The organism is Streptomyces albidus (ex Kaewkla and Franco 2022), from assembly GCF_013870515.1.
GTDB lineage: Bacteria > Actinomycetota > Actinomycetes > Streptomycetales > Streptomycetaceae > Streptomyces > Streptomyces albidus.
In genome coordinates this window covers 64082-82464 of the sequence record NZ_JACBXA010000004.1, presented here as the reverse complement: position 1 = coordinate 82464, position 18383 = coordinate 64082, and the positions used below count along the sequence as shown (strand labels likewise).

Sequence of the window (18383 nt, the reverse complement as noted above, 5' to 3'; positions counted from 1 at the left end):
AACCGGGCGGGTTTCCCACGTGTTCGTGTGTATTCACCCAGTCGGTCAGCCAACCGCCGAAGTGGAACGCGGACGAGGAACCCCCATGTGCCGGCACGGACCACTGGTCGGCCATAGGACGGGAGGTCTCACGGCCCGAGCGCCTGCCATCTCCTGTGCAGATGCCGGCGGGAGGTCACCAGTCGTCGTCCCTCATGTGTTCGTGCCCGCACGGCCTCCGGCGTCGCACCTCCCGACCGCCCCCCACCTGCACCGTTTAGCCGGACGGCGCCGAGGAACACGGGCGGCTGTGTGGCTTCTGAGACCCCCGGGGGTGTACGCCCCGCAGGCTGACACCGACTTGTTGATCGAGGCCCTTCACCGCGCCTCGATCCCGTGCGGTGCTCGGATGCTCGACATCTGTACGGGCACCGGCGTGGTCGCACTGACGGGTGCCCGCCTGGGCGTCGGGGAAGTGCACGCCGTGGATCTGTCCGCACGGGCCGCCCTGGCTGCTCGCTGGAACGCCCGCCTACGGAAACTGCCGGTGACCGTTCACCGTGGCGACTTCCTCAGCAAGGCTCCCGGCCGCTTCGACGTGGTGACGGCGAACCCGCCCTACGTCCCCGGACCGAAGAAGACCCGAAGCGGCCGCAGAGAGCGCTCCTGGCACGCCGGTCAGACGGGCCGGGACTGCATCGATCGCCTCTGCCGGGCGGCGCCAGGGCTGCTCGCCGAGAGGGGCATGCTGCTCATCGTTCACTCGGCCCTGTGCGGGCCCCAGCTCACGGTTCGGCTGCTGCGTGAGGCGGGTCTGAGGGCTGCTGTCACGGCGTATCGCAGCCAGCCCTTCGGCCCGGTGCTCCGCGAGCGTGCCAGCTGGTTGGAAGAGCAGGGGCTGATCGCTCCGGGACAGCGAGAAGAGGAGTTGGTGATCGTACGTGCCGACCTCGTACGGCCAGGAACCTGATCCCGCGTCCGAACCGGGCCCCCCGTCCGGAGTGTCACGCCGTGAGGACCGAGTGGCCCGCCGCGTGGTCGTCGACCCTGGGGGCCCGGTCCTCATCGAGGGTCCCGTGGAGGTCGACCTGGGCGACGGACGTACGGCGAGATCGGACCGGTTCATGGTGGCGCTGTGCGCCTGCCGCCGCAGCCGCACCTTCCCGTGGTGCGACACCAGCCATCGGAGGCATTCACGCCCCGCCGCGCCGGGCTGCCCGGAGGAGGGTGGCGACCCCGACGGCAGCGGCGCGAAGTACGAGGAGAAGTCAGCGGGCGACGGGACGCCTCAGTGAGGTGACGCCTTCGTCCCAGGACCGGTCGAGGTGCCCGGTCAGGCGGCCCTCCAGAAGATCGGTGGCCTGGATGCCGAGAACGACGTCCGCGGCGAGTTCCGGCTCGTCCTCCAGGAGGCCACCGACGACGTCGCGTCGCATCACCTGTTCGTGCACGGCGTCGGCTTCGACGTGTTCGCTGTAGAAGTGGACGCAGGCGGGGTGGGCGTCCATCCGCTCCAGGGCGCGCACCATGCTCCGGGAGGCGGGTGCGCTGGTCGTCTCGACGACGGCGAAGTGGCCGACAAGAGCTCCGCGCAGGCCGTGGTGCAGTCCGAACAGGGACATCATGTTGACGATGGCGAGGGCGGGCGCGGGCACGTCGTCCAGGTAGTGCAGGTAGCCGGCGTCCAGCCCGGCCCCGGTGAGCAGGTCGGCGAACAGCCGGGCGTGCACACGCTCCGCCCGGCCCGCTCCGAACTCGTCGTACTCCACGGCGACCAGCGCCGCCTTAGCCCGGCCGTGCAGGCGCGGGATCACCCAGGCGTGGGGGTCGGCCTCCTTGAGGTGGTAGACGGAGCGGTGGACGAAGTACTCGCGCATCTGCCACCACTCGCCCCGTTCGGCCAGCCTCCGGGACGTGCCGGCGCCGCCCGAAGGCTCCACCAGCAGGGCGTCCAGCTCTCCGGTGACGTCGTCACCGCCGGCGGCCCCCGTGCGCAGCTCCTCCAGAAAGACCTGCTCCAGCGATGCCCGCAGTCGCAGGAGGCCGGGATTCCACTCCCAGCCTGCATCGACGCCACGCATGCCCCGGTAGTGCAGCTCGTAGGACAGGTACAGGGCAAGGTGCAGGTCGTCCCCGAAGGGGTCGGCTCCGACGACCGTCGGCCATTCGGGTTCCACGGATCCGGGCGGCCGACGCATCGCGTCGATGACCGCGGCGGACAACTCGCCCCGCGGCTGCGGAAGTTCCGCCGGGCCGCCCGTACGGACGGTGGTCGAGGCCGGCGAGGAAGTCATGGTCTCCTCCGGTGAGGTGCGCGGTGTGCGGTGTGTCCTCCCGGGGGCGCCTGGTCGGAACGAGGGGAGGGCCGCGGTGCCGAGTCGCGACGGCTCGCAGGAGCTCTCGTAGGGACTCCAGATCGCCAGTCCTCTCGAGCGCCGACGTCAGTCGGTCGAACAGCTCGTCGAGGACGGAGGCGGCGGGCACTCTCAGCTTGTGCAGCGGATGGATGCCGAGCCCGTCGGGCTCCGTGGCGCGAAGCTGCCTGGGCGGCAGAGGCGGCCTGATCGTCCACCTCCGGTGCCGGCTCCGCACGGGCCGGCGCCGTACGCCTCGGGCCGCGGCAGCGCGCTGCCTGAAGCGCCGGCTCCTCGACACTCGCGGTGACGGCTTGCAGCGTGGACGAGGTGCCCCGGCCGGAGGGCGCGTCGAGCGCGGGAACCATGCTGGCCAAGGATCCTCCTGAGTACGGAGCGTCTCGGGCGGACGTGCCCACCGGTAGCCCACCGGCCGGAGCACGAGGTGCCCACGCGCCCGCACGGTAAACGGGTGACCGCCTGCTACGTGTAGTAGGCATCTTTTCAGCGGACGCGTGGCCGACTCGGGCCTCCGGTGGCAGCGGCGGACGACCAGGTGGTGCAGCGCCACGCTGAGGGCGAATACCGCCTGAGCGCTCGTCGTCACACCGGGGAAGAGACGCCGACCTGCTCCGTGGTGGCCACGCGGTGGCCGTCGACGTGCGTCATGGGGCGGGAGCCTGCCGTCGCCGGGAACGCGCTTCTACTCGTCGAATTCGAATGGCAGCAGGTCGATGCAGCGTTCGTATTTCGACTTCAGTTCGTCCTCGTCCTGGGCTCCGATGTAAAGGGCCGCCAGCTCATAGCTGTAGCTGTCCTGCGAGGGCAGATCGGACAGCCGTCCTCCCTGGGTGGCTGTGATGTCCACGATCGTGTCGGGCACCTCTCGCTCGACCCGTGCGATGTCCTCTTCGCTCGGGCTCTTGCGTACGTACCCGTCGGAGAAGCGCCGCAGGAACCACTTCCCGGCCACGTTGTACGAGCCCTTGCGGTACGGCAGTTGGGGAGCCCGGCCGAGCGCGAGGCTGATCATGCACTCGTGGTTGGGCACCCCGTCGACGTACTCGAACAGCGGGGCGTGCGACTGCGACAGCCGCGGGTTGACCTCCACGATGTTGATCCGGTCCCGCTCCGGATCCCAGAAGAACTCGATGTTGAACGTCGAGTTGTCCAAGCCGATCTGCCGCACGACCCGGCTGGAGGCGTCGATCAGCCGGTCGGCGATATCGGCCGGCACTGAAGACGGGTACTGGTACCGCAGGAAGCTCGACGTGCCCTCGTACTGAATGGAGTCGACCACGCCGTAGCAGTGGACCTTGCCGTCGATGCTGTAGCCCTCCACCGTGAGCTGCCGACCGGAGATCTCCTCCTCGGCCAGACACGCATCCTGCCCGCCCGCCTCCGCAACCTCAGGCGGAAGGTCCAGCATCGAGAGAACGACGTCAAAGGCCTCGCCGATTCCGCCGATTCCCTCCCGGATCTGGGAGACGGCGTCGTCGAACTGCTCGGCGTCCTTCACCTGGAACGCCAGCGCGGAGGAGTAGGACTTCACCGGCTTCAGCCACATCGGGAAGTTGAGCTCCCTCGGCCGCCTCGGGTCGTCGAGGTCCACCAGAGCGAAGGGCGGGTGCGCGTCGCAGGCCTTCTGCTGCTCCAGCCGGCTCCAGTACTTGTTCTCGCACTTCACCACCGATTCCAGAGAAGCGGTCGGCAGCCCGTGGCGCTCGCAGAGGATCGGCACCATCGAACTCACCGGGAAGTCCCAGTACCCCACGATGGCGTCGACGGGCCCGTCGAAGGCTTCCAGCCTGCGCTCCGCCTTCTCCAACAGGCGGCGTAGCGGCACCTCTTCGTCCTCCATGAGCTCCTCCTTGCCGAGCAGCTCATGGAAGCGATACGAAGCCAGATGGGGAAGGTCGTGCAGAAGCTCGCGGTTGCGCTCGTCGAGCCCCAGCACGAATACGTTCTCCGGCCTGCTGACCATTCGAATGACTCCCTGCACTCGGCTTCATGCTGACGTCTCGTCACGGGGTCAGGGTCAGCGCGTCACGACTCGTTCCGTTCCGACAACCCCGCTGCGATCGGTTCGACACCCAGGCGAGCTGGGTTCGAGACAGCTCGGTACCCCTGCCTCTCCGTGCCACACCGCCACGGGAGAGGCAGACCGTCAGGGCCGGGGTGGAAAGTCGTTCGACCGGACGTCACTACGAGTGGTTCAGCCGCCGAGGGATGGCCAAAGGCTCATGGGACGCCACCGCCCGTCGTCGGCCAGACCGTTGGCGCTCCTGGGGTGTGGGCCGATTCATCGCGATGCCGCCGTAGTTGAGAGCGAGCGCCCCGTCCGACAGCCCCGCCGCTCCTGAGTTTCCGCACTCGCGCGACGGGCACCCAGAGGCGGCAACAGCCGGGCACCGGCACCGCCGTGTGCTCCGCAGCCAGGTCAACGAACGGAGGCAGAGAAATGCTCACCGCCATCGCAGATGTACTCCGAACGATCGTCGGTGCCGCCGTCACCGTCGTCACCCTGCCCTTCCGCGCTCTGGCAAGGCTCTTCGGCGGCGCCGCGAGCAGCGCCCACGGCCGCCACTGAAAAGGACCGGCCCGGAATCCCGGCTCGCGCGGTGCCGGGATTCCGGGCTGCTCGACTGCGAGACGAATGCGGGGAGAGGTCCGTCTGTATTCGCAGGAGGGGGTGCGGCTCAGTGTCGCGGCGCCGCCGACTTGTGACATGCAGTTGGCTGCGGCTGCACGCGCCGGTGCGGCTCAACGGTGTGTTTGGACGTCCCCTGTAGGGCTACCTACGCGTAGCCGCGATGACGCTCCGACATATGGGTGACCGTGACGATGACGACTGTTCAGGAACAGCCCTCCCTCGATCCACGCCCGGATCCCGTCGCGAACACTCGTGACGACGCAAGACACCGGCTACGGCGGCGGCTTGAGCGGCTGATCGGGATCGCCGCCACCGAAGGCAACTCCCTGACGCCGCTGCGCAACGGGGATGAGATCTTCCCGGCGATGCTGGCCCGGATTCGGGCGGCACAGCACACGGTGGACATGATGACGTTCGTGTACTGGCGCGGCGAGGTCGCCCGGCAGTTCGCGGAGGCACTGGCAGACCGCGCCCGCCGGGGCGTGCGTGTGCGGCTGCTGCTCGACGGCTTCGGGAGCCGGCTGATCGAGAAGGACCTCCTGCAGATGATGGAGCAGGCGGGGGCCGACGTGGCGTGGTTCCGCAAACCGTTGTGGCTCTCGCCGCTCAAGCAGAATCACCGCTGCCACCGCAAGGCGCTGGTGGTCGACGAACAGGTCGCCTTCACCGGCGGTGTCGGCATCGCCGAAGAGTGGTGCGGCGACGCCCGCAACGCGCGCGAGTGGCGAGACACGCACGTCGAGGTCCGCGGCCCGGCCGTGGACGGCATCGCCGCCGCCTTCGCGCAGAACTGGGCAGAATGCCACCACGAACTCTTCGACGACCGCGACCGGTTCATCGACCTCAGCCCGCAGGGCGAGTCCATGGTTCAAGTCGTTCGCGGCTCGGCCAGTTTCGGCTGGCAGGACATGCAGACCCTCATCCGCGTGGTTCTCGAGTCCGCGGAGGAGCGAGTACGGATCGCGACCGCCTACTTCGCGCCGGACGAGCACTTCATCGATCTGCTGTGCCGGACTGCCCGAAGGGGAGTGGAGGTGGAGGTCCTTCTCCCCGGGCCACACACCGACAAGCGGGTCTGCCAGCTGGCGGGCCAGCGCTTCTACGATGACCTGCTGTCCTGCGGGGTGCGGATCTGGCAGTACCAGCCGACGATGATGCACGCCAAGGTCCTCACCATCGACCGGGTCGCCTCGCTGATCGGCTCGACCAACTTCAACCGGCGCTCCCTCGACCATGACGAGGAAGTGATGCTCGCGGTACTCGACGAGACCTTCACCGCCAGCCTGGACAGCCACTTCAACCAGGACCTGCTGCTCAGCGAACGCATGGCGGCGGGCCGCTGGCACAAGCGTCCGGCCACACAGCGCCTGAAGGAGACCGCCGTGGCTCCTCTCCGCCGATTCCTGTGACTCCGCGGCTCCGCGACCGAGTGCCCCTCTGCTTCGGGCCGACCTCCGAGGCTGCGTGGCTTCAACGACCGAGGGCCTGTGTCCGTCCGCCAACGTCCGCCAACTGAAGATCTCGGTCGCACAGCCGAGCGGAGCTGTATCGTTCCGCCTTTTGCATAAAGCTGCTGAGCTACGTATAGTCATGCTATCGACGAGGAGGGTTCGATGGCAGTGCGAGCAGCGGTCGCGGGGGCGAGCGGATACGCGGGCGGGGAGATATTGCGCCTGCTGGCCGCCCATCCCCAGGTCGAGGTCGGGGCGCTCACGGCGAACTCCAACGCGGGAGCCCGGCTCGGCGCGGTGCAGCCGCACCTGACTCCGTACGCGGACCGCGTGCTGGAGGAGACCACCACCTCCGCCCTGGCCGGACACGACGTCGTCTTCCTGGCGCTGCCGCACGGGCAGTCCGCCGCCGTCGCCGAGGAGCTCGGCGAGGGAGTGCTCGTCGTGGACTGCGGCGCGGACTTCCGGCTCTCCGACGCCCAGGACTGGCAGCGCTTCTACGGCACTCCGCATGCCGGCACCTGGCCGTACGGCCTGCCTGAACTGCCCGGTGCCCGCGCCGCGTTGCAGGGCTCCAAGCGCATCGCGGTGCCCGGCTGCTACCCGACCGCCGTCTCCCTCGCGCTCGTCCCCGCCTACGCGGCGGGCCTGGCCGAGCCCGAGGCCGTCGTCGTCGCGGCGACCGGGACGTCGGGCGCCGGCAAGGCGCTCAAGCCGCACCTGCTGGGCAGCGAGGTGATGGGCTCGATGAGCCCGTACGGCGTCGGGGGAGTACACCGTCACACACCCGAGATGATCCAGAACCTCTCGGCGGCGGCGGGCCGGCGGGTCAGCGTCTCCTTCACCCCGACCCTCGCCCCCATGCCACGCGGCATCCTCGCCACGTGCAGCGCGAAGGCGGTGCCCGGCACGGGGGTGGAAGCGCTGCGGGCGGCGTACGAAAAGGCCTACCAGGACGAGCAGTTCGTCACGCTGCTCCCCGAGGACGCATGGCCTGCGACGGCGTCCGTCACCGGTTCGAACAACGTCCAGATTCAGGTCGCCCTCGACGCGGACGCGGGCCGCCTGATCGTCGTCAGCGCTCTGGACAACCTCACCAAGGGGACGGCCGGCGGCGCCGTCCAGAGCATGAACATCGCCCTCGGGTATCCCGAGGAGCTCGGCCTGCCGGCCGTGGGCATCGCCCCGTGAGCGGCGCGTACGTCCCGGCACCGGCCATCGGCGAAGCGAACGGAGAAGCAGAGTGAGCGTGACAGCGGCGAAGGGGTTCACGGCTGCGGGCATCGCGGCCGGGATCAAGGACAGCGGCGGCCCGGACCTGGCGCTCGTCGTCAACGACGGGCCGCGCCGGGAGGCCGCGGGCGTCTTCACCGCGAACCGCGTCAAGGCCGCGCCGGTGCTCTGGTCCGAACAGGTGCTCAAGGGCGGCGCCGTCTCCGCCGTCGTGCTCAACTCCGGTGGCGCCAACGCCTGTACGGGCCCGCTGGGCTTCCAGGACACCCATGCCACCGCCGAGGAGGCGGCCCGGGTGCTCGGTCACAGCGCCGGTGAGATCGCCGTCGCCTCCACGGGCCTGATCGGCATCCGGCTGCCCATGGACAAGCTGCTGCCGGGGATCGGCGAGGCTGCCGGGCAGCTCTCCGCGCACGGCGGCGAGAAGGCCGCCATCGCCATCAAGACCACGGACACGGTGCACAAGACCGCCGTCCGCGAAGGCGGAGGCTCAGGGCCCGGGAAGGCCGGGGCGTGGACCGTCGGCGGAATGGCCAAGGGCGCCGGCATGCTGGCGCCGGGACTGGCCACCATGCTGGTGGTGCTGACGACGGACGCCGACGTCGACTCGGCGGTGCTGGACGAGGCGCTGCGCGCCGCGACCCGTACGACCTTCGACCGGGTCGACTCCGACGGCTGCATGTCGACGAACGACACGGTGCTGCTGCTCGCCTCCGGCGCCTCCGAAGTGGTGCCCGAACGCGGGGAGTTCGCCGAAGCCGTACGCGCGGTGTGCGACGACCTGGGGCAGCAGCTGATCCGGGACGCCGAGGGTGCCTCCAAGGACATCCGGATCGAGGTGGTGGGCGCCGCGAGCGAGGAGGACGCGGTCGAGGTCGGCCGTTCCATCGCCCGCAACAACCTCCTCAAGTGCGCGCTGCACGGTGAGGACCCCAACTGGGGCCGCGTGCTGTCCGCGATCGGCACCACCGGAGCGGCATTCGAACCCGGCACGCTGAACGTCGCCATCAACGGCGTGTGGGTCTGCCAGAACGGCGCGGCCGGCGAGGACCGGGACAAGGTCGACATGCGCTACCGCGAGATCGCCATCACGGCCGACCTCGCCGCCGGTGATCAGGGCGCGGTCATCTGGACCAACGACCTGACGGCCGACTACGTCCACGAGAACAGCGCGTACAGCTCATGAGCACTCCGCTTCATCCCACCCGCAGGCACACCGCACTGCCCAAGGCGCAGATCCTCATCGAGGCCCTGCCCTGGCTGACCCGTCACAACGGCGCGACCGTCGTCATCAAGTTCGGCGGCAACGCCATGGTGGACGACGAGCTGAAGGCCGCCTTCGCCCAGGACGTCGTCTTCCTGCGGCAGGCCGGGCTCCGTCCCGTCGTCGTGCACGGCGGCGGCCCGCAGATCAGCGCGCAGCTGGAACGGCTCGGCCTGGAGTCGGAGTTCAAGGCCGGCTTGCGGGTGACCACTCCGGAGACGATGGACGTCGTACGGATGGTGCTGGCCGGACAGGTGCAGCGAGAGCTGGTCAACCTGCTCAACCAGCACGGTCCCCTGGCCGTCGGCATGACCGGCGAGGACGCGCACATCATGGCGGCCACCAAGCGCTACGCGAATGTCGACGGCGAGCTGGTCGACATAGGCCGGGTCGGGGAGATCGACAGCATCGAGACCGGCGCGATCCGGGCGCTGCTGGACGACGGGCGGATCCCCGTCATCTCCTCCATCGCCCGCAGCGCTGACGAGGCCGGGGACGGGAGCGACGGCACGGGTGTCTACAACGTCAACGCCGACACCGCCGCCGCGGCCCTCGCCGCGGCGCTGGGGGCCGAGACGCTGATGGTGCTCACCGACGTCGAGGGCCTCTACGCGGACTGGCCGGACAGCGACGAGGTCATCAGCGAACTCACGGCCACCGAGCTGGAGAAGCTGCTCCCGGATCTGGCGAGCGGCATGGTCCCGAAGATGGAGGGCTGTCTGCACGCCGTACGCAACGGGGTGCGCACCGCACGCGTCCTGGACGGCCGCGTACAGCACTCCATCCTGCTGGAGATCTTCACCGACGAAGGCATCGGCACCATGGTCGTGCCGGACAAGCGCGAGGGGGAGCCCACGCCATGACAGCGACAGACGCGGCCGGCGGCGCAGCGAACGGCCCAGCGAACCCGGCCGAGGACGAGGCAGCCGACAAGGCGGGGGCCGCCAACTCCGAGCTCACCCGGCGCTGGCAGTCCGCGCTGATGGACAACTACGGCACGCCTCGCATCCCGCTGACGCACGGTGAGGGCGCCACTCTCTGGGATGCGCAGGGCAACGCCTACACGGACTTCGTCGGCGGCATCGCCGTCAACGCGCTGGGCACCGCCCATCCCGCGGTCGTACGGGCCGTCTCGGAGCAGATCGCCACGCTCGGCCACGTCTCCAACCTCTTCATCGCCGAGCCTCCGGTCGCACTCGCCGAACGGCTGCTGGAACTGGCCGGGCGGCCCGGACGCGTCTACTTCTGCAACTCGGGTGCGGAGGCCGTCGAAGCCGCGGTCAAGGCAGGCCGCCGCACCGGCCGCACCCACATGGTCGCGACCGAAGGCGGCTTCCACGGCCGCACCATGGGCGCTCTCGCCCTGACCGGACAGCCCGCGAAGCAGGCGCCGTTCGAACCGCTGCCCGGCGACGTCACACACGTGCCGTACGGCGACACCGAAGCCCTCCGCGCAGCCGTCACCACCGACACCGCGCTCGTCATCCTCGAACCCGTGCAGGGGGAGAACGGCGTCGTCGTACCGCCACAGGGCTATCTCACCGCGGCCCGCGAGATCACCCGGGCCACCGGCACGCTGCTCGTCATGGACGAGATCCAGACAGGTATCGGACGTACCGGCCACTGGTTCGCCTCCCAGGCGCAGGGTGTGGAAGCGGACATCATCACCCTCGCGAAGGGACTCGGCGGCGGGCTGCCGCTGGGAGCGACCATGCTCTTCGGCGAGGCGGCCGGGCTCCTCACACCCGGTCAGCACGGCTCCACCTTCGGCGGCAACCCGGTCTCGTGCGCGGCGGCCCTCGCGGTGCTGGAGACCCTGGAGGAGGAGGATCTGCCCGTACGGGCGGGGCGGTTGGGGGCGCGACTGCGTGACGCGATCTGGTCGATCGGACATCCGCTCGTCGAGCGGGTCCGCGGTACCGGACTGCTGCTGGGTATCGTGCTCACCGAGCCCGTCGCACCTCAAGTGCAGCAAGCGGCTCAGGACGCTGGGTTCCTGGTCAACGCGGTCGCGCCGGATGTCGTACGGCTCGCGCCTCCGCTGATCGTCACCGAGGACGAGGTGGACGCCCTCGTCCGAGCCCTGCCCGGAGTCCTGGACGCGGCGGACGGCGGGAGTACGAGCCGATGAGCCGGAGGGGATCGGGGCGATGACCGAGGGGTACGCGCACGAGCAGGAGCTGGGAAACGGTTACGGGGGCCAGGCCGTACCGCAGACCCGCACGGCAAGGCACCGCCGGATCGTCGACATTCTCAACCGTCAGCCGGTCCGCTCGCAGAGTCAGCTCGCCAAGCTCCTCGCCGACGACGGGCTCTCCGTCACCCAGGCCACGCTCTCCCGTGACCTGGACGAGCTGGGTGCGGTGAAGATCCGCAACACGGGCGGCGAGCTGATCTACGCGGTGCCGAGCGAGGGCGGCGACCGCACGCCCAAGGCGCCGTTGGGGGAGTCCGCAAGCGAGGCCCGCATGGCCCGTCTCGCGGGTGAACTCCTCATCTCCGCCGAGGCGTCGGCGAACCTGGTGGTCCTGCGCACCCCTCCGGGCGCCGCGCAGTTCCTCGCCTCGGCCATCGACCAGGCCGGCGTGCACGACATCATCGGCACCATCGCCGGAGACGACACGCTGCTGCTCATCAGCCGTGCCCCGGACGGGGGACAGGCGCTGGCGGGCCATCTGCTGAGCCTGGCTCAGAAGGAGCACTAGAGGCCGGCACCGGAACGAACACCGCATCGGCCCGACGGGGGAGGAGCGGCCTTACGGAGATGCCCTCCCTGAACTCGGGCGCCCGTCCGCGGTGTTGATGACGGCCGGCGCTCACACGCGGGCCGGGCAGCGCTTCATCGCGCCGCCTCGTACTCGCCTCTGGTCAGCACGTGCACCCGGACCGGCCGGTCCGCGACCTCGAGCTCTCTCGCCACGCGCATCCCCAGTTTCTCCATGACGCGTTCCGACGCGTCGTTGCCGACCTGGGCGATGCTCACGATCTCCTCCAGACCGCGGTCGCGGAACCCGAACCGCATCACGGCCGCAGCTGCCTCGATCGCCAGCCCCCTGCCCCAGAAGGACCTTCCCAGCCGCCATCCGATCTCGACCGCCGGCAGGATCTCGGGCAGGAAGAGCGGCACCGACAGGCCGGTGAAGCCCGCGAGTTGAGCCGTCGCCCGGACCTCGACGGCGAAGAGGCCGTGCCCCTTCGCCTCCCACTCCTGCTCCATCGCCTCGATCCTGGAGCGGGTCTGCGGCTCGTCGAGTGCCGAGCCGTCACCGATCCACCGCATCACCTCGGGGTCGGCGTTGACTGCGGCGAGTGCCGGGACGTCTTCATCCCGCCAGCGGCGCAGAATCAGGCGAGGTGTCTCGACCGTGACCACCCGGCCATCCTCACGCGGGTTCCGGCATCACACCAGCCCCGGCCGTCACTCACCTCACGCCTGGACCGCCTCCGGTTCACGCGGCCCCGGTGCCGGCACCGTCAGGATCCCCAGCGTCGACTGCGCCGGCAGCATCCCGGCCTGAAGTACGGCGCCCAGTACGGGAGCGACCCCCTCCGCCAGCCGTGCGCAGCCCTCGGCGCCCAGCGCGCGGTACGGCGCGGCGGCCAGTTCGTCCGTACGCCGCTCGATCTCCTCACGTTTGCGCCGGCCGCGGTCGGTGGCCTTGCCGGAGGAGTCCAGCCAGCCGCGTGCGGCGAGCCGTTCACGTGCCCCGGCCCACTCCCGGGCGCTCCAGCCGCGGGAGGCGAAGTTCTCCTCGGGGGCGGCGCCGATCCCCGCGAAGGAGACCAGCGCCACAGCACTACCGCCATGCTCATCGAACTCGGGGCGATCATCCTCGCCCTGGGACTCCTCGGACGCTTCGCCGGACGCGTGGGCTTCTCGCCCATCCCCCTCTATCTGCTCGCCGGGCTCGCCTTCGGCCACGGAGGCCTCCTGCCCCTCCAGGCCAGCGAGGAATTCGTCGCCACCGGCGCCGAGATCGGCGTCATCCTGCTGCTCCTCCTGCTCGGCCTGGAGTACAGCGCCTCCGAACTCGTCACCAACCTCAAGACCCAATACCCCTCCGGAGTGGTCGACTTCGCGCTCAACGCGGTGCCGGGCGCGGCGGCCGCGCTCATCCTCGGCTGGGGGCCCGTCGCGGCGGTCGTCCTGGGCGGGGTCACCTGGATCTCCTCCTCCGGCGTCATTGCCAAGGTCCTCGGCGACCTCGGCCGCCTCGGCAACCGTGAGACGCCCGTCGTCCTCGGAGTGCTCGTCATCGAGGACCTGGCCATGGCCGTGTATCTGCCGATCCTCACCGCCCTTCTCGCGGGCGTGAGCCTGGCCGGCGGTGCGCTGACGCTGCTGATCTCCCTCGGCACGGTCGGCGCCGTGCTCTATGTGGCGCTCCGGCACGGCCGTCTGATCAGCCGCGTGGTCTCCTCCGACAACGCCGAGATGCTCCTGCTGGTCGTGCTCGGGCTCACGCTCCTGGTGGCCGGAATCGCCCAGGAGCTCCAGGTCTCCGCGGCCGTGGGCGCCTTCCTCGTCGGCATCGCCCTGTCCGACGAGGTCGCCGAAGGTGCGCACAGTCTGCTGACCCCGCTGCGCGATCTGTTCGCGGCGGTCTTCTTCGTCTTCTTCGGCCTGTCCACCGAGCCCTCGCAGATTCCGCCCGTCCTCGTGCCTGCGCTGATCCTCGCCGTCGTCACCGCCCTCACGAAGATCGCCACCGGCTGGTACGCGGCGCGCCGCGCGGGCATCAGGCCGGCCGGCCGATGGCGAGCAGGGGGGACGCTGGTGGCACGGGGCGAGTTCTCCATCGTCATCGCCGGGCTCGCTGCGGGGGCGGAGCCGCGCATCGGCCCGCTGGCCACCGCGTACGTCCTCATCCTCGTCATCGTCGGACCGCTCGCCGCGCGCTGGGCCGAACCGGTCGCCCGCCGCCTCGGCTTCTCGGCCGGATCGAAGTCCCAGCCGAAGTTTCTTTCGAAGTCCCGGCCGAAGTCCTCGCCCGACGAGGCGGAGTTCGGAGCCGGAGGGACGGCGAAGGCCGAAGGGGCGCGTAACGCCTCGGACGCTGGGGAGGCCCCGGCGGATCCGGCGCCGGACGCCGGGGAGCGCGAGGAGTCCGGTTCGACGGAAGGAGCCGGGTCCGCCCGCACGCACAGATGACGCGGCATCCGGCCCGTCGACTCGCCGCCCGCACCGGTCTCCGGGCGGGCGGCGTTCTGCGTCCGGGAGGCAGCCGGAGCGGCGCGAAGTCTTGACCCTCGGCGTTCACCTCCATAGCCTCCATCTCCGTACGTAGACAGCATCTATGTACGGAGACAGCAGGAGCCATGACAGGGAGCCGCCGCATGACCGCCGACCTGACCGTCACCGAAGTACGGCTCACCCCTGTCCTCGTCTCCGACCCCCCGCTGCTCAACAGCCAGGGCGTGCACCAGCCTTACGCGGCACGGCTCATCGTCGAGGTCGTCACGGCCGGCGGAGTGACCGGCGTCGGCGAGACCTACGGCGACAGCAAGTACCTCGAGCTCGCCCGGCCGTTGGCGAACGCCCTGCCGGGGCGCCAAGTCAGCGATCTGAACGGCCTGTTCGCACTCGCTGCCACCTTCGAGGTCGCCTCGTCGCGCGTCCATGACGCCTTCGACGTCGGCGGGACCCGCGGCGTCCAGACGGCCGACAAGCTCCGGCTCTCGGTCGCCTCAGCCTTCGAGGTCGCCTTCCTCGACGTTCTCGGCAAGGCCAAGGGCCTGCCCGTGCACGCGTTGCTCGGGCACAAGGTGCGCGACCGCGTCGAATACAGCGCCTACCTCTTCTACCGCTGGGCACAGCACCCCGGCGGCGAGGGCGAGCCGGACGACTGGGGCGAGGCCGTCGACCCTGCCGGGATCGTCGAGCAGGCCCGCCGCTTCGTCCGCGACTACGGTTTCCGCTCCTTCAAGCTCAAGGGCGGCGTCCACGAACCCGCGCAGGAGATCGCCGCCGTACGGGCGCTGGCCGAGGCGTTCCCCGGCGCGCCGCTCAGGCTCGACCCCAACGGCGTCTGGTCCGTGGCGACGTCGCTGAAGGTCGCCGCCGAACTCCGCGACGTACTCCAGTACTTGGAGGACCCGACCACCGGTACGCCGGGCATGGCGGAGGTCGCCGAGGAGGCCGGCGTCCCCCTGGCGACCAACATGTGCGTGACGACCTTCCCCGAGGTCCCCGAGGCGTTCGCCACCGGCGCCGTCCAGGTCGTCCTGAGCGACCACCACTACTGGGGCGGCCTCGCCCGCACGCGCGAACTGGCCGCCGTGTGCCGCACGTTCGGCGTCGGCCTCTCCATGCACTCCAACACCCATCTGGGAATCAGCCTCGCGGCGATGACCCACGTCGCCGCGACCGTCCCCAACCTCGACTACGCCTGCGACAGCCACTACCCGTGGCAGACCGAGGACGTCCTCACACGGCGGCTGACCTTCCGCGACGGGTGCGTCGACGTAGGCGACGCACCAGGTCTCGGCGTCGAACTCGACCGCGACAGGCTCGCCGCCCTGCACGAGCGCTGGCTCCAGGACGACGGCACGATGCGCGACCGCGACGACGCAGCGGCCATGCGCAAGGCCGACCCCGGCTGGATCAGTCCCACTCTCCCCCGCTGGTGACCCTCAACTCCCGCACACCCGGCTGCCCGAAGACCGGAGGCACGGAGGAGGCCGGAGCAGCACGAGGTGCGCAGAACCGTGGACGCGACGGACGTAACGGCTCCCGCGGCCGGCGCCGCCTCACTCCTCCGGGGGTTCCGGCGGGCACCCCGGTCCGCTGCCACGACCACTGCGACGCCTGACGTCCCAGCCAGGGCAGCCCTCCTGATCCACCCGGGAAGGGCTGCGTGCACATGAGTGGCCGTACGCCCGATGCATGCCGCCGCACGTGGCGCGGTTGGCCCGGGGCCGCACCGACGCGGTACACCGGATACACCAGTCGAAGCAGCGACGGTGTCGAAGGAGTCCACGGTGAGTACGGGCGCGGGGCAGGGAACAGACGGTCCAGGCAACAGTGCGGAGGGACTGAAGCGTGCGCACGAGACCCATCAGGGGCACGCCGACGTCCGTCCCGGCCACGCCTTCGACCCGCTCGACGCACTCCGGGTCCCCGGCGATCCGGCCTGCGACGTCTATCTGACCGGCACGGTCTTCCTCGACATCATCTTCACCGGACTGGACTCCGCTCCCGTACGCGGCACCGAGTCCTGGGCACGCGGAATGGGGTCGAGCCCCGGCGGCGTGGCCAACATGGCCACCGCCCTGGCCCGGCTCGGCCTGCGCACCTCGCTCGCCGCCGCGTTCGGCGACGACATGTACGGGGACTACTGCCGCGAGGCCCTCGAGAAAGGGGAGGGCATCGACCTCGCCCCCTCCCACACCGTCCCCGGCTGGCACTCGCCCGTGACGGTCTCCATGGCGTACGAGGGCGAGCGGACGATGATCTCCCACGGCCACGAGGCGCCGCCCAAGGAGAGTGCGGCCTCCCACGCGGGCTTCGGGCCCGGCGGCGTTCCTCTCGGAGGATCCGGGGGCGATGCCGCCGGCGACCGCGCGACCTCCGACTGCCCGCCCCGCGCCCGCGCCTGCGTGACCTCGCTGGTTCCCGGCGAGGGCCAGGAGTGGATCGCCACCGCCGCCCGGCGGGGCAGCCGCATCTTCGCCGACGTCGGCTGGGACGACACCGGGCGCTGGGACCTCTCGGCGCTGCCGGACCTGGCCCACTGCGAGGCGTTCCTGCCCAACGCGCAGGAGGCCATGCGCTACACCGGCACCGACTGCCCGCGCACCGCCGCCCGGGCACTCGCCGAGCGGGTCCCCCTGGCAGTGGTCACGCTCGGCTCGCAGGGCAGCTACGCCGTCGACTCCGCCACGGGCGAGACGGCGGACATCCCCGCCATCCCCGTCGAGGCACTGGACACCACTGGAGCGGGGGACGTCTTCGTCGCGGGCTTCGTCGTGGCGTCGCTCGCCGGCTGGCCGCTCGCCGACCGGCTGGCCTTCGCGGGTCTGACCGCGGCGCTGTCGGTGCAGGAGTTCGGGGGCTCGCTCTCGGCGCCCGGCTGGCCCGAGATCGCCGCCTGGTGGCGCCAGGCCCGGCCCCGTACCCAGGAGAGCACCGGCAGCGGCGGGAGCTACGCCTTCCTCGACGCGGTCCTCACCGGCTGCGGTCCTCCGGGGCCGCTGCGCCGGGCGGTCCCCACGATCGGCTTCGGGCGCAGCAGGCCGTCCCGGTAGGGCCGGGCGCTGAGCCGGGGACCGCAAAAGCGTTCTGGCTTGTCAGTGGGGCGTCGTATTCTTGGAAGCCCATCACCCGCAGGACAAGAGAGGGATGAGGAAGGCCCGACCGGGTCACCCATGACGCAGACAACGACGAATCAGGCGGGCTCCCAGCAGGCGACTGCCCGCTTCACGGTTCCGGCCAAGCATCCGATGGTGACGGTGCTGGGTTCAGGTGACTCCCTGCTTCGCGTGATCGAGCAGGCGTTCCCCACCGCCGACATCCACGTGCGGGGCAACGAGATCAGCGCGACCGGCGAGGCCACCGAGGTCGACCTCGTCCAGCGCCTCTTCGACGAGATGATGCTGGTCCTGCGCACCGGTCAGCCCATGACGGAGGACGCCGTCGAGCGCTCGATCGCCATGCTCCGCGACCAGCAGGACGGCAGGGACTCCGCAGGTGAGACACCGGCCGAGGTCCTCACGCAGAACATCCTCTCCAACCGCGGCCGCACGATCCGTCCCAAGACGCTGAACCAGAAGCGGTACGTCGACGCGATCGACAAGCACACGGTCGTCTTCGGCATCGGCCCCGCCGGCACCGGCAAGACCTACCTCGCCATGGCCAAGGCCGTTCAGGCCCTGCAGTCCAAGCAGGTCAACCGGATCATCCTGACGCGGCCCGCCGTCGAGGCGGGGGAGCGCCTCGGCTTCCTGCCCGGCACGCTCTACGAGAAGATCGACCCGTATCTGCGGCCGCTCTACGACGCCCTGCACGACATGCTCGACCCCGACTCCATCCCGCGCCTGATGGCCGCCGGGACGATCGAGGTCGCGCCCCTGGCATACATGCGTGGCCGTACCCTCAATGACGCCTTCATCATTCTCGACGAGGCGCAGAACACGAACCCCGAGCAGATGAAGATGTTCCTCACCCGCCTGGGCTTCGAGTCGAAGATCGTCATCACCGGCGACGTGACCCAGGTCGACCTGCCGGGGGGCACGAAGAGCGGTCTGCGGCAGGTGCGCGAGATCCTGGACGGCGTGGACGACGTGCACTTCTCCATGCTCGACAGCTCCGACGTGGTGCGCCACAAGCTCGTGGGCCGCATCGTCGACGCCTACGAGCGCTTCGACAGCAGTGCCGCCTCCGGCGTCGGGCAGAGCGCCCCCGCCGGAAAGTCCGGCGACCGCCACGGCAACGGAAAGCGCTGAGCCGA

The 18383-nt window shown here is 70.4% G+C and carries 16 protein-coding genes and 1 pseudogene; 13 read left to right on the top strand and 4 right to left on the bottom strand.

The window, feature by feature from the left end; translation table 11 throughout:
- The first annotated feature begins 289 nt into the window (after positions 1–289).
- Positions 290–949, top strand: a complete 660-nt coding sequence (locus tag H5J26_RS01910) for a methyltransferase (RefSeq protein ID WP_181763867.1) — start codon at positions 290–292, stop codon at positions 947–949.
- 31 nt (positions 950–980) lie between these two features.
- Entirely contained in the window at positions 981–1274 is a 294-nt protein-coding gene (locus tag H5J26_RS01905; RefSeq protein ID WP_309237741.1) for a CDGSH iron-sulfur domain-containing protein, read from the top strand.
- Here the strand turns inward: H5J26_RS01905 and H5J26_RS01900 are convergent.
- On the bottom strand, positions 1248–2273 hold the full coding sequence (locus H5J26_RS01900) for an iron-containing redox enzyme family protein (RefSeq protein WP_181763866.1): 1026 nt from the start codon (positions 2271–2273) through the stop codon (positions 1248–1250). The genes H5J26_RS01905 and H5J26_RS01900 overlap by 27 nt on opposite strands.
- Positions 2274–3036: 763 nt before the next feature.
- On the bottom strand, positions 3037–4317 hold the full coding sequence (locus tag H5J26_RS01895) for an ATP-grasp domain-containing protein (RefSeq protein WP_181763865.1): 1281 nt from the start codon (positions 4315–4317) through the stop codon (positions 3037–3039).
- Between the two features lie 477 nt (positions 4318–4794).
- Between H5J26_RS01895 and H5J26_RS31830 the strand changes: the two genes are divergently transcribed.
- From H5J26_RS31830 to H5J26_RS01865, 7 genes are all read left to right on the top strand, one after another.
- Entirely contained in the window at positions 4795–4923 is a 129-nt protein-coding gene (locus H5J26_RS31830) for an LPFR motif small protein (protein WP_268932961.1), read from the top strand.
- A gap of 254 nt (positions 4924–5177) precedes the next feature.
- Entirely contained in the window at positions 5178–6395 is a 1218-nt protein-coding gene (locus H5J26_RS01890) for a phospholipase D-like domain-containing protein (RefSeq protein ID WP_181763864.1), read from the top strand.
- A gap of 204 nt (positions 6396–6599) precedes the next feature.
- Positions 6600–7628 carry an N-acetyl-gamma-glutamyl-phosphate reductase gene (gene argC, locus H5J26_RS01885; RefSeq protein WP_181763863.1) on the top strand — a complete coding sequence of 343 codons (1029 nt, stop codon included), beginning with the start codon at positions 6600–6602 and terminating at the stop codon, positions 7626–7628.
- Between the two features lie 52 nt (positions 7629–7680).
- Positions 7681–8856 carry a bifunctional glutamate N-acetyltransferase/amino-acid acetyltransferase ArgJ gene (argJ, locus tag H5J26_RS01880; RefSeq protein WP_181763862.1) on the top strand — a complete coding sequence of 392 codons (1176 nt, stop codon included), beginning with the start codon at positions 7681–7683 and terminating at the stop codon, positions 8854–8856.
- Positions 8853–9797 (top strand): acetylglutamate kinase, encoded by a 945-nt coding sequence (argB, locus tag H5J26_RS01875; protein ID WP_181763861.1) that lies wholly within the window; start codon positions 8853–8855, stop codon positions 9795–9797. The genes argJ and argB overlap by 4 nt, the downstream gene beginning before the upstream one ends.
- A gap of 119 nt (positions 9798–9916) precedes the next feature.
- The gene (locus tag H5J26_RS01870) at positions 9917–11065 is read left to right on the top strand and encodes an acetylornithine transaminase (RefSeq protein ID WP_235980297.1); all 1149 of its coding nucleotides are present in this window, start codon (positions 9917–9919) and stop codon (positions 11063–11065) included.
- Positions 11066–11084: 19 nt separating this feature from the next.
- Positions 11085–11639 carry an arginine repressor gene (locus H5J26_RS01865; protein WP_181763859.1) on the top strand — a complete coding sequence of 185 codons (555 nt, stop codon included), beginning with the start codon at positions 11085–11087 and terminating at the stop codon, positions 11637–11639.
- 134 nt (positions 11640–11773) lie between these two features.
- Here H5J26_RS01865 and H5J26_RS01860 read toward each other — a convergent pair whose 3' ends face one another.
- Positions 11774–12307 carry a GNAT family N-acetyltransferase gene (locus H5J26_RS01860; RefSeq protein ID WP_181763858.1) on the bottom strand — a complete coding sequence of 178 codons (534 nt, stop codon included), beginning with the start codon at positions 12305–12307 and terminating at the stop codon, positions 11774–11776.
- Positions 12308–12361: 54 nt separating this feature from the next.
- Positions 12362–12724: pseudogene (locus H5J26_RS01855) on the bottom strand (helix-turn-helix domain-containing protein); the annotation flags it as partial.
- Positions 12725–12739: 15 nt separating this feature from the next.
- Here H5J26_RS01855 and H5J26_RS01850 point away from each other — a divergent pair.
- From H5J26_RS01850 to H5J26_RS01835, 4 genes are all read left to right on the top strand, one after another.
- The gene (locus H5J26_RS01850) at positions 12740–14086 is read left to right on the top strand and encodes a cation:proton antiporter (protein ID WP_235980254.1); all 1347 of its coding nucleotides are present in this window, start codon (positions 12740–12742) and stop codon (positions 14084–14086) included.
- Between the two features lie 185 nt (positions 14087–14271).
- Entirely contained in the window at positions 14272–15564 is a 1293-nt protein-coding gene (locus H5J26_RS01845; protein WP_181763856.1) for a glucarate dehydratase family protein, read from the top strand.
- 405 nt (positions 15565–15969) lie between these two features.
- Positions 15970–17181, top strand: a complete 1212-nt coding sequence (locus H5J26_RS01840) for a carbohydrate kinase family protein (protein ID WP_181763890.1) — start codon at positions 15970–15972, stop codon at positions 17179–17181.
- Between the two features lie 120 nt (positions 17182–17301).
- Complete coding sequence (locus H5J26_RS01835) at positions 17302–18378, top strand: PhoH family protein (RefSeq protein WP_235980251.1); 1077 nt, start codon at positions 17302–17304, stop codon at positions 18376–18378.
- The last annotated feature ends 5 nt before the right edge of the window (positions 18379–18383 follow it).

What these genes read in the sequence shown, in the direction of transcription:
- H5J26_RS01850 (WP_235980254.1), top strand. Translation starts at nt 12,740, where the DNA reads ATGCTCATCGAACTCGGGGCGATCATCCTCGCCCTGGGACTCCTCGGA.
- H5J26_RS31830 (WP_268932961.1), top strand. Translation starts at nt 4,795, where the DNA reads ATGCTCACCGCCATCGCAGATGTACTCCGAACGATCGTCGGTGCCGCC.
- H5J26_RS01895 (WP_181763865.1), bottom strand. Translation starts at nt 4,317, where the DNA reads ATGGTCAGCAGGCCGGAGAACGTATTCGTGCTGGGGCTCGACGAGCGC.
- H5J26_RS01865 (WP_181763859.1), top strand. Translation starts at nt 11,085, where the DNA reads ATGACCGAGGGGTACGCGCACGAGCAGGAGCTGGGAAACGGTTACGGG.
- H5J26_RS01900 (WP_181763866.1), bottom strand. Translation starts at nt 2,273, where the DNA reads ATGACTTCCTCGCCGGCCTCGACCACCGTCCGTACGGGCGGCCCGGCG.
- H5J26_RS01870 (WP_235980297.1), top strand. Translation starts at nt 9,917, where the DNA reads ATGGACAACTACGGCACGCCTCGCATCCCGCTGACGCACGGTGAGGGC.
- argB (WP_181763861.1), top strand. Translation starts at nt 8,853, where the DNA reads ATGAGCACTCCGCTTCATCCCACCCGCAGGCACACCGCACTGCCCAAG.
- H5J26_RS01835 (WP_235980251.1), top strand. Translation starts at nt 17,302, where the DNA reads ATGACGCAGACAACGACGAATCAGGCGGGCTCCCAGCAGGCGACTGCC.
- H5J26_RS01890 (WP_181763864.1), top strand. Translation starts at nt 5,178, where the DNA reads ATGACGACTGTTCAGGAACAGCCCTCCCTCGATCCACGCCCGGATCCC.
- H5J26_RS01845 (WP_181763856.1), top strand. Translation starts at nt 14,272, where the DNA reads ATGACCGCCGACCTGACCGTCACCGAAGTACGGCTCACCCCTGTCCTC.
- argC (WP_181763863.1), top strand. Translation starts at nt 6,600, where the DNA reads ATGGCAGTGCGAGCAGCGGTCGCGGGGGCGAGCGGATACGCGGGCGGG.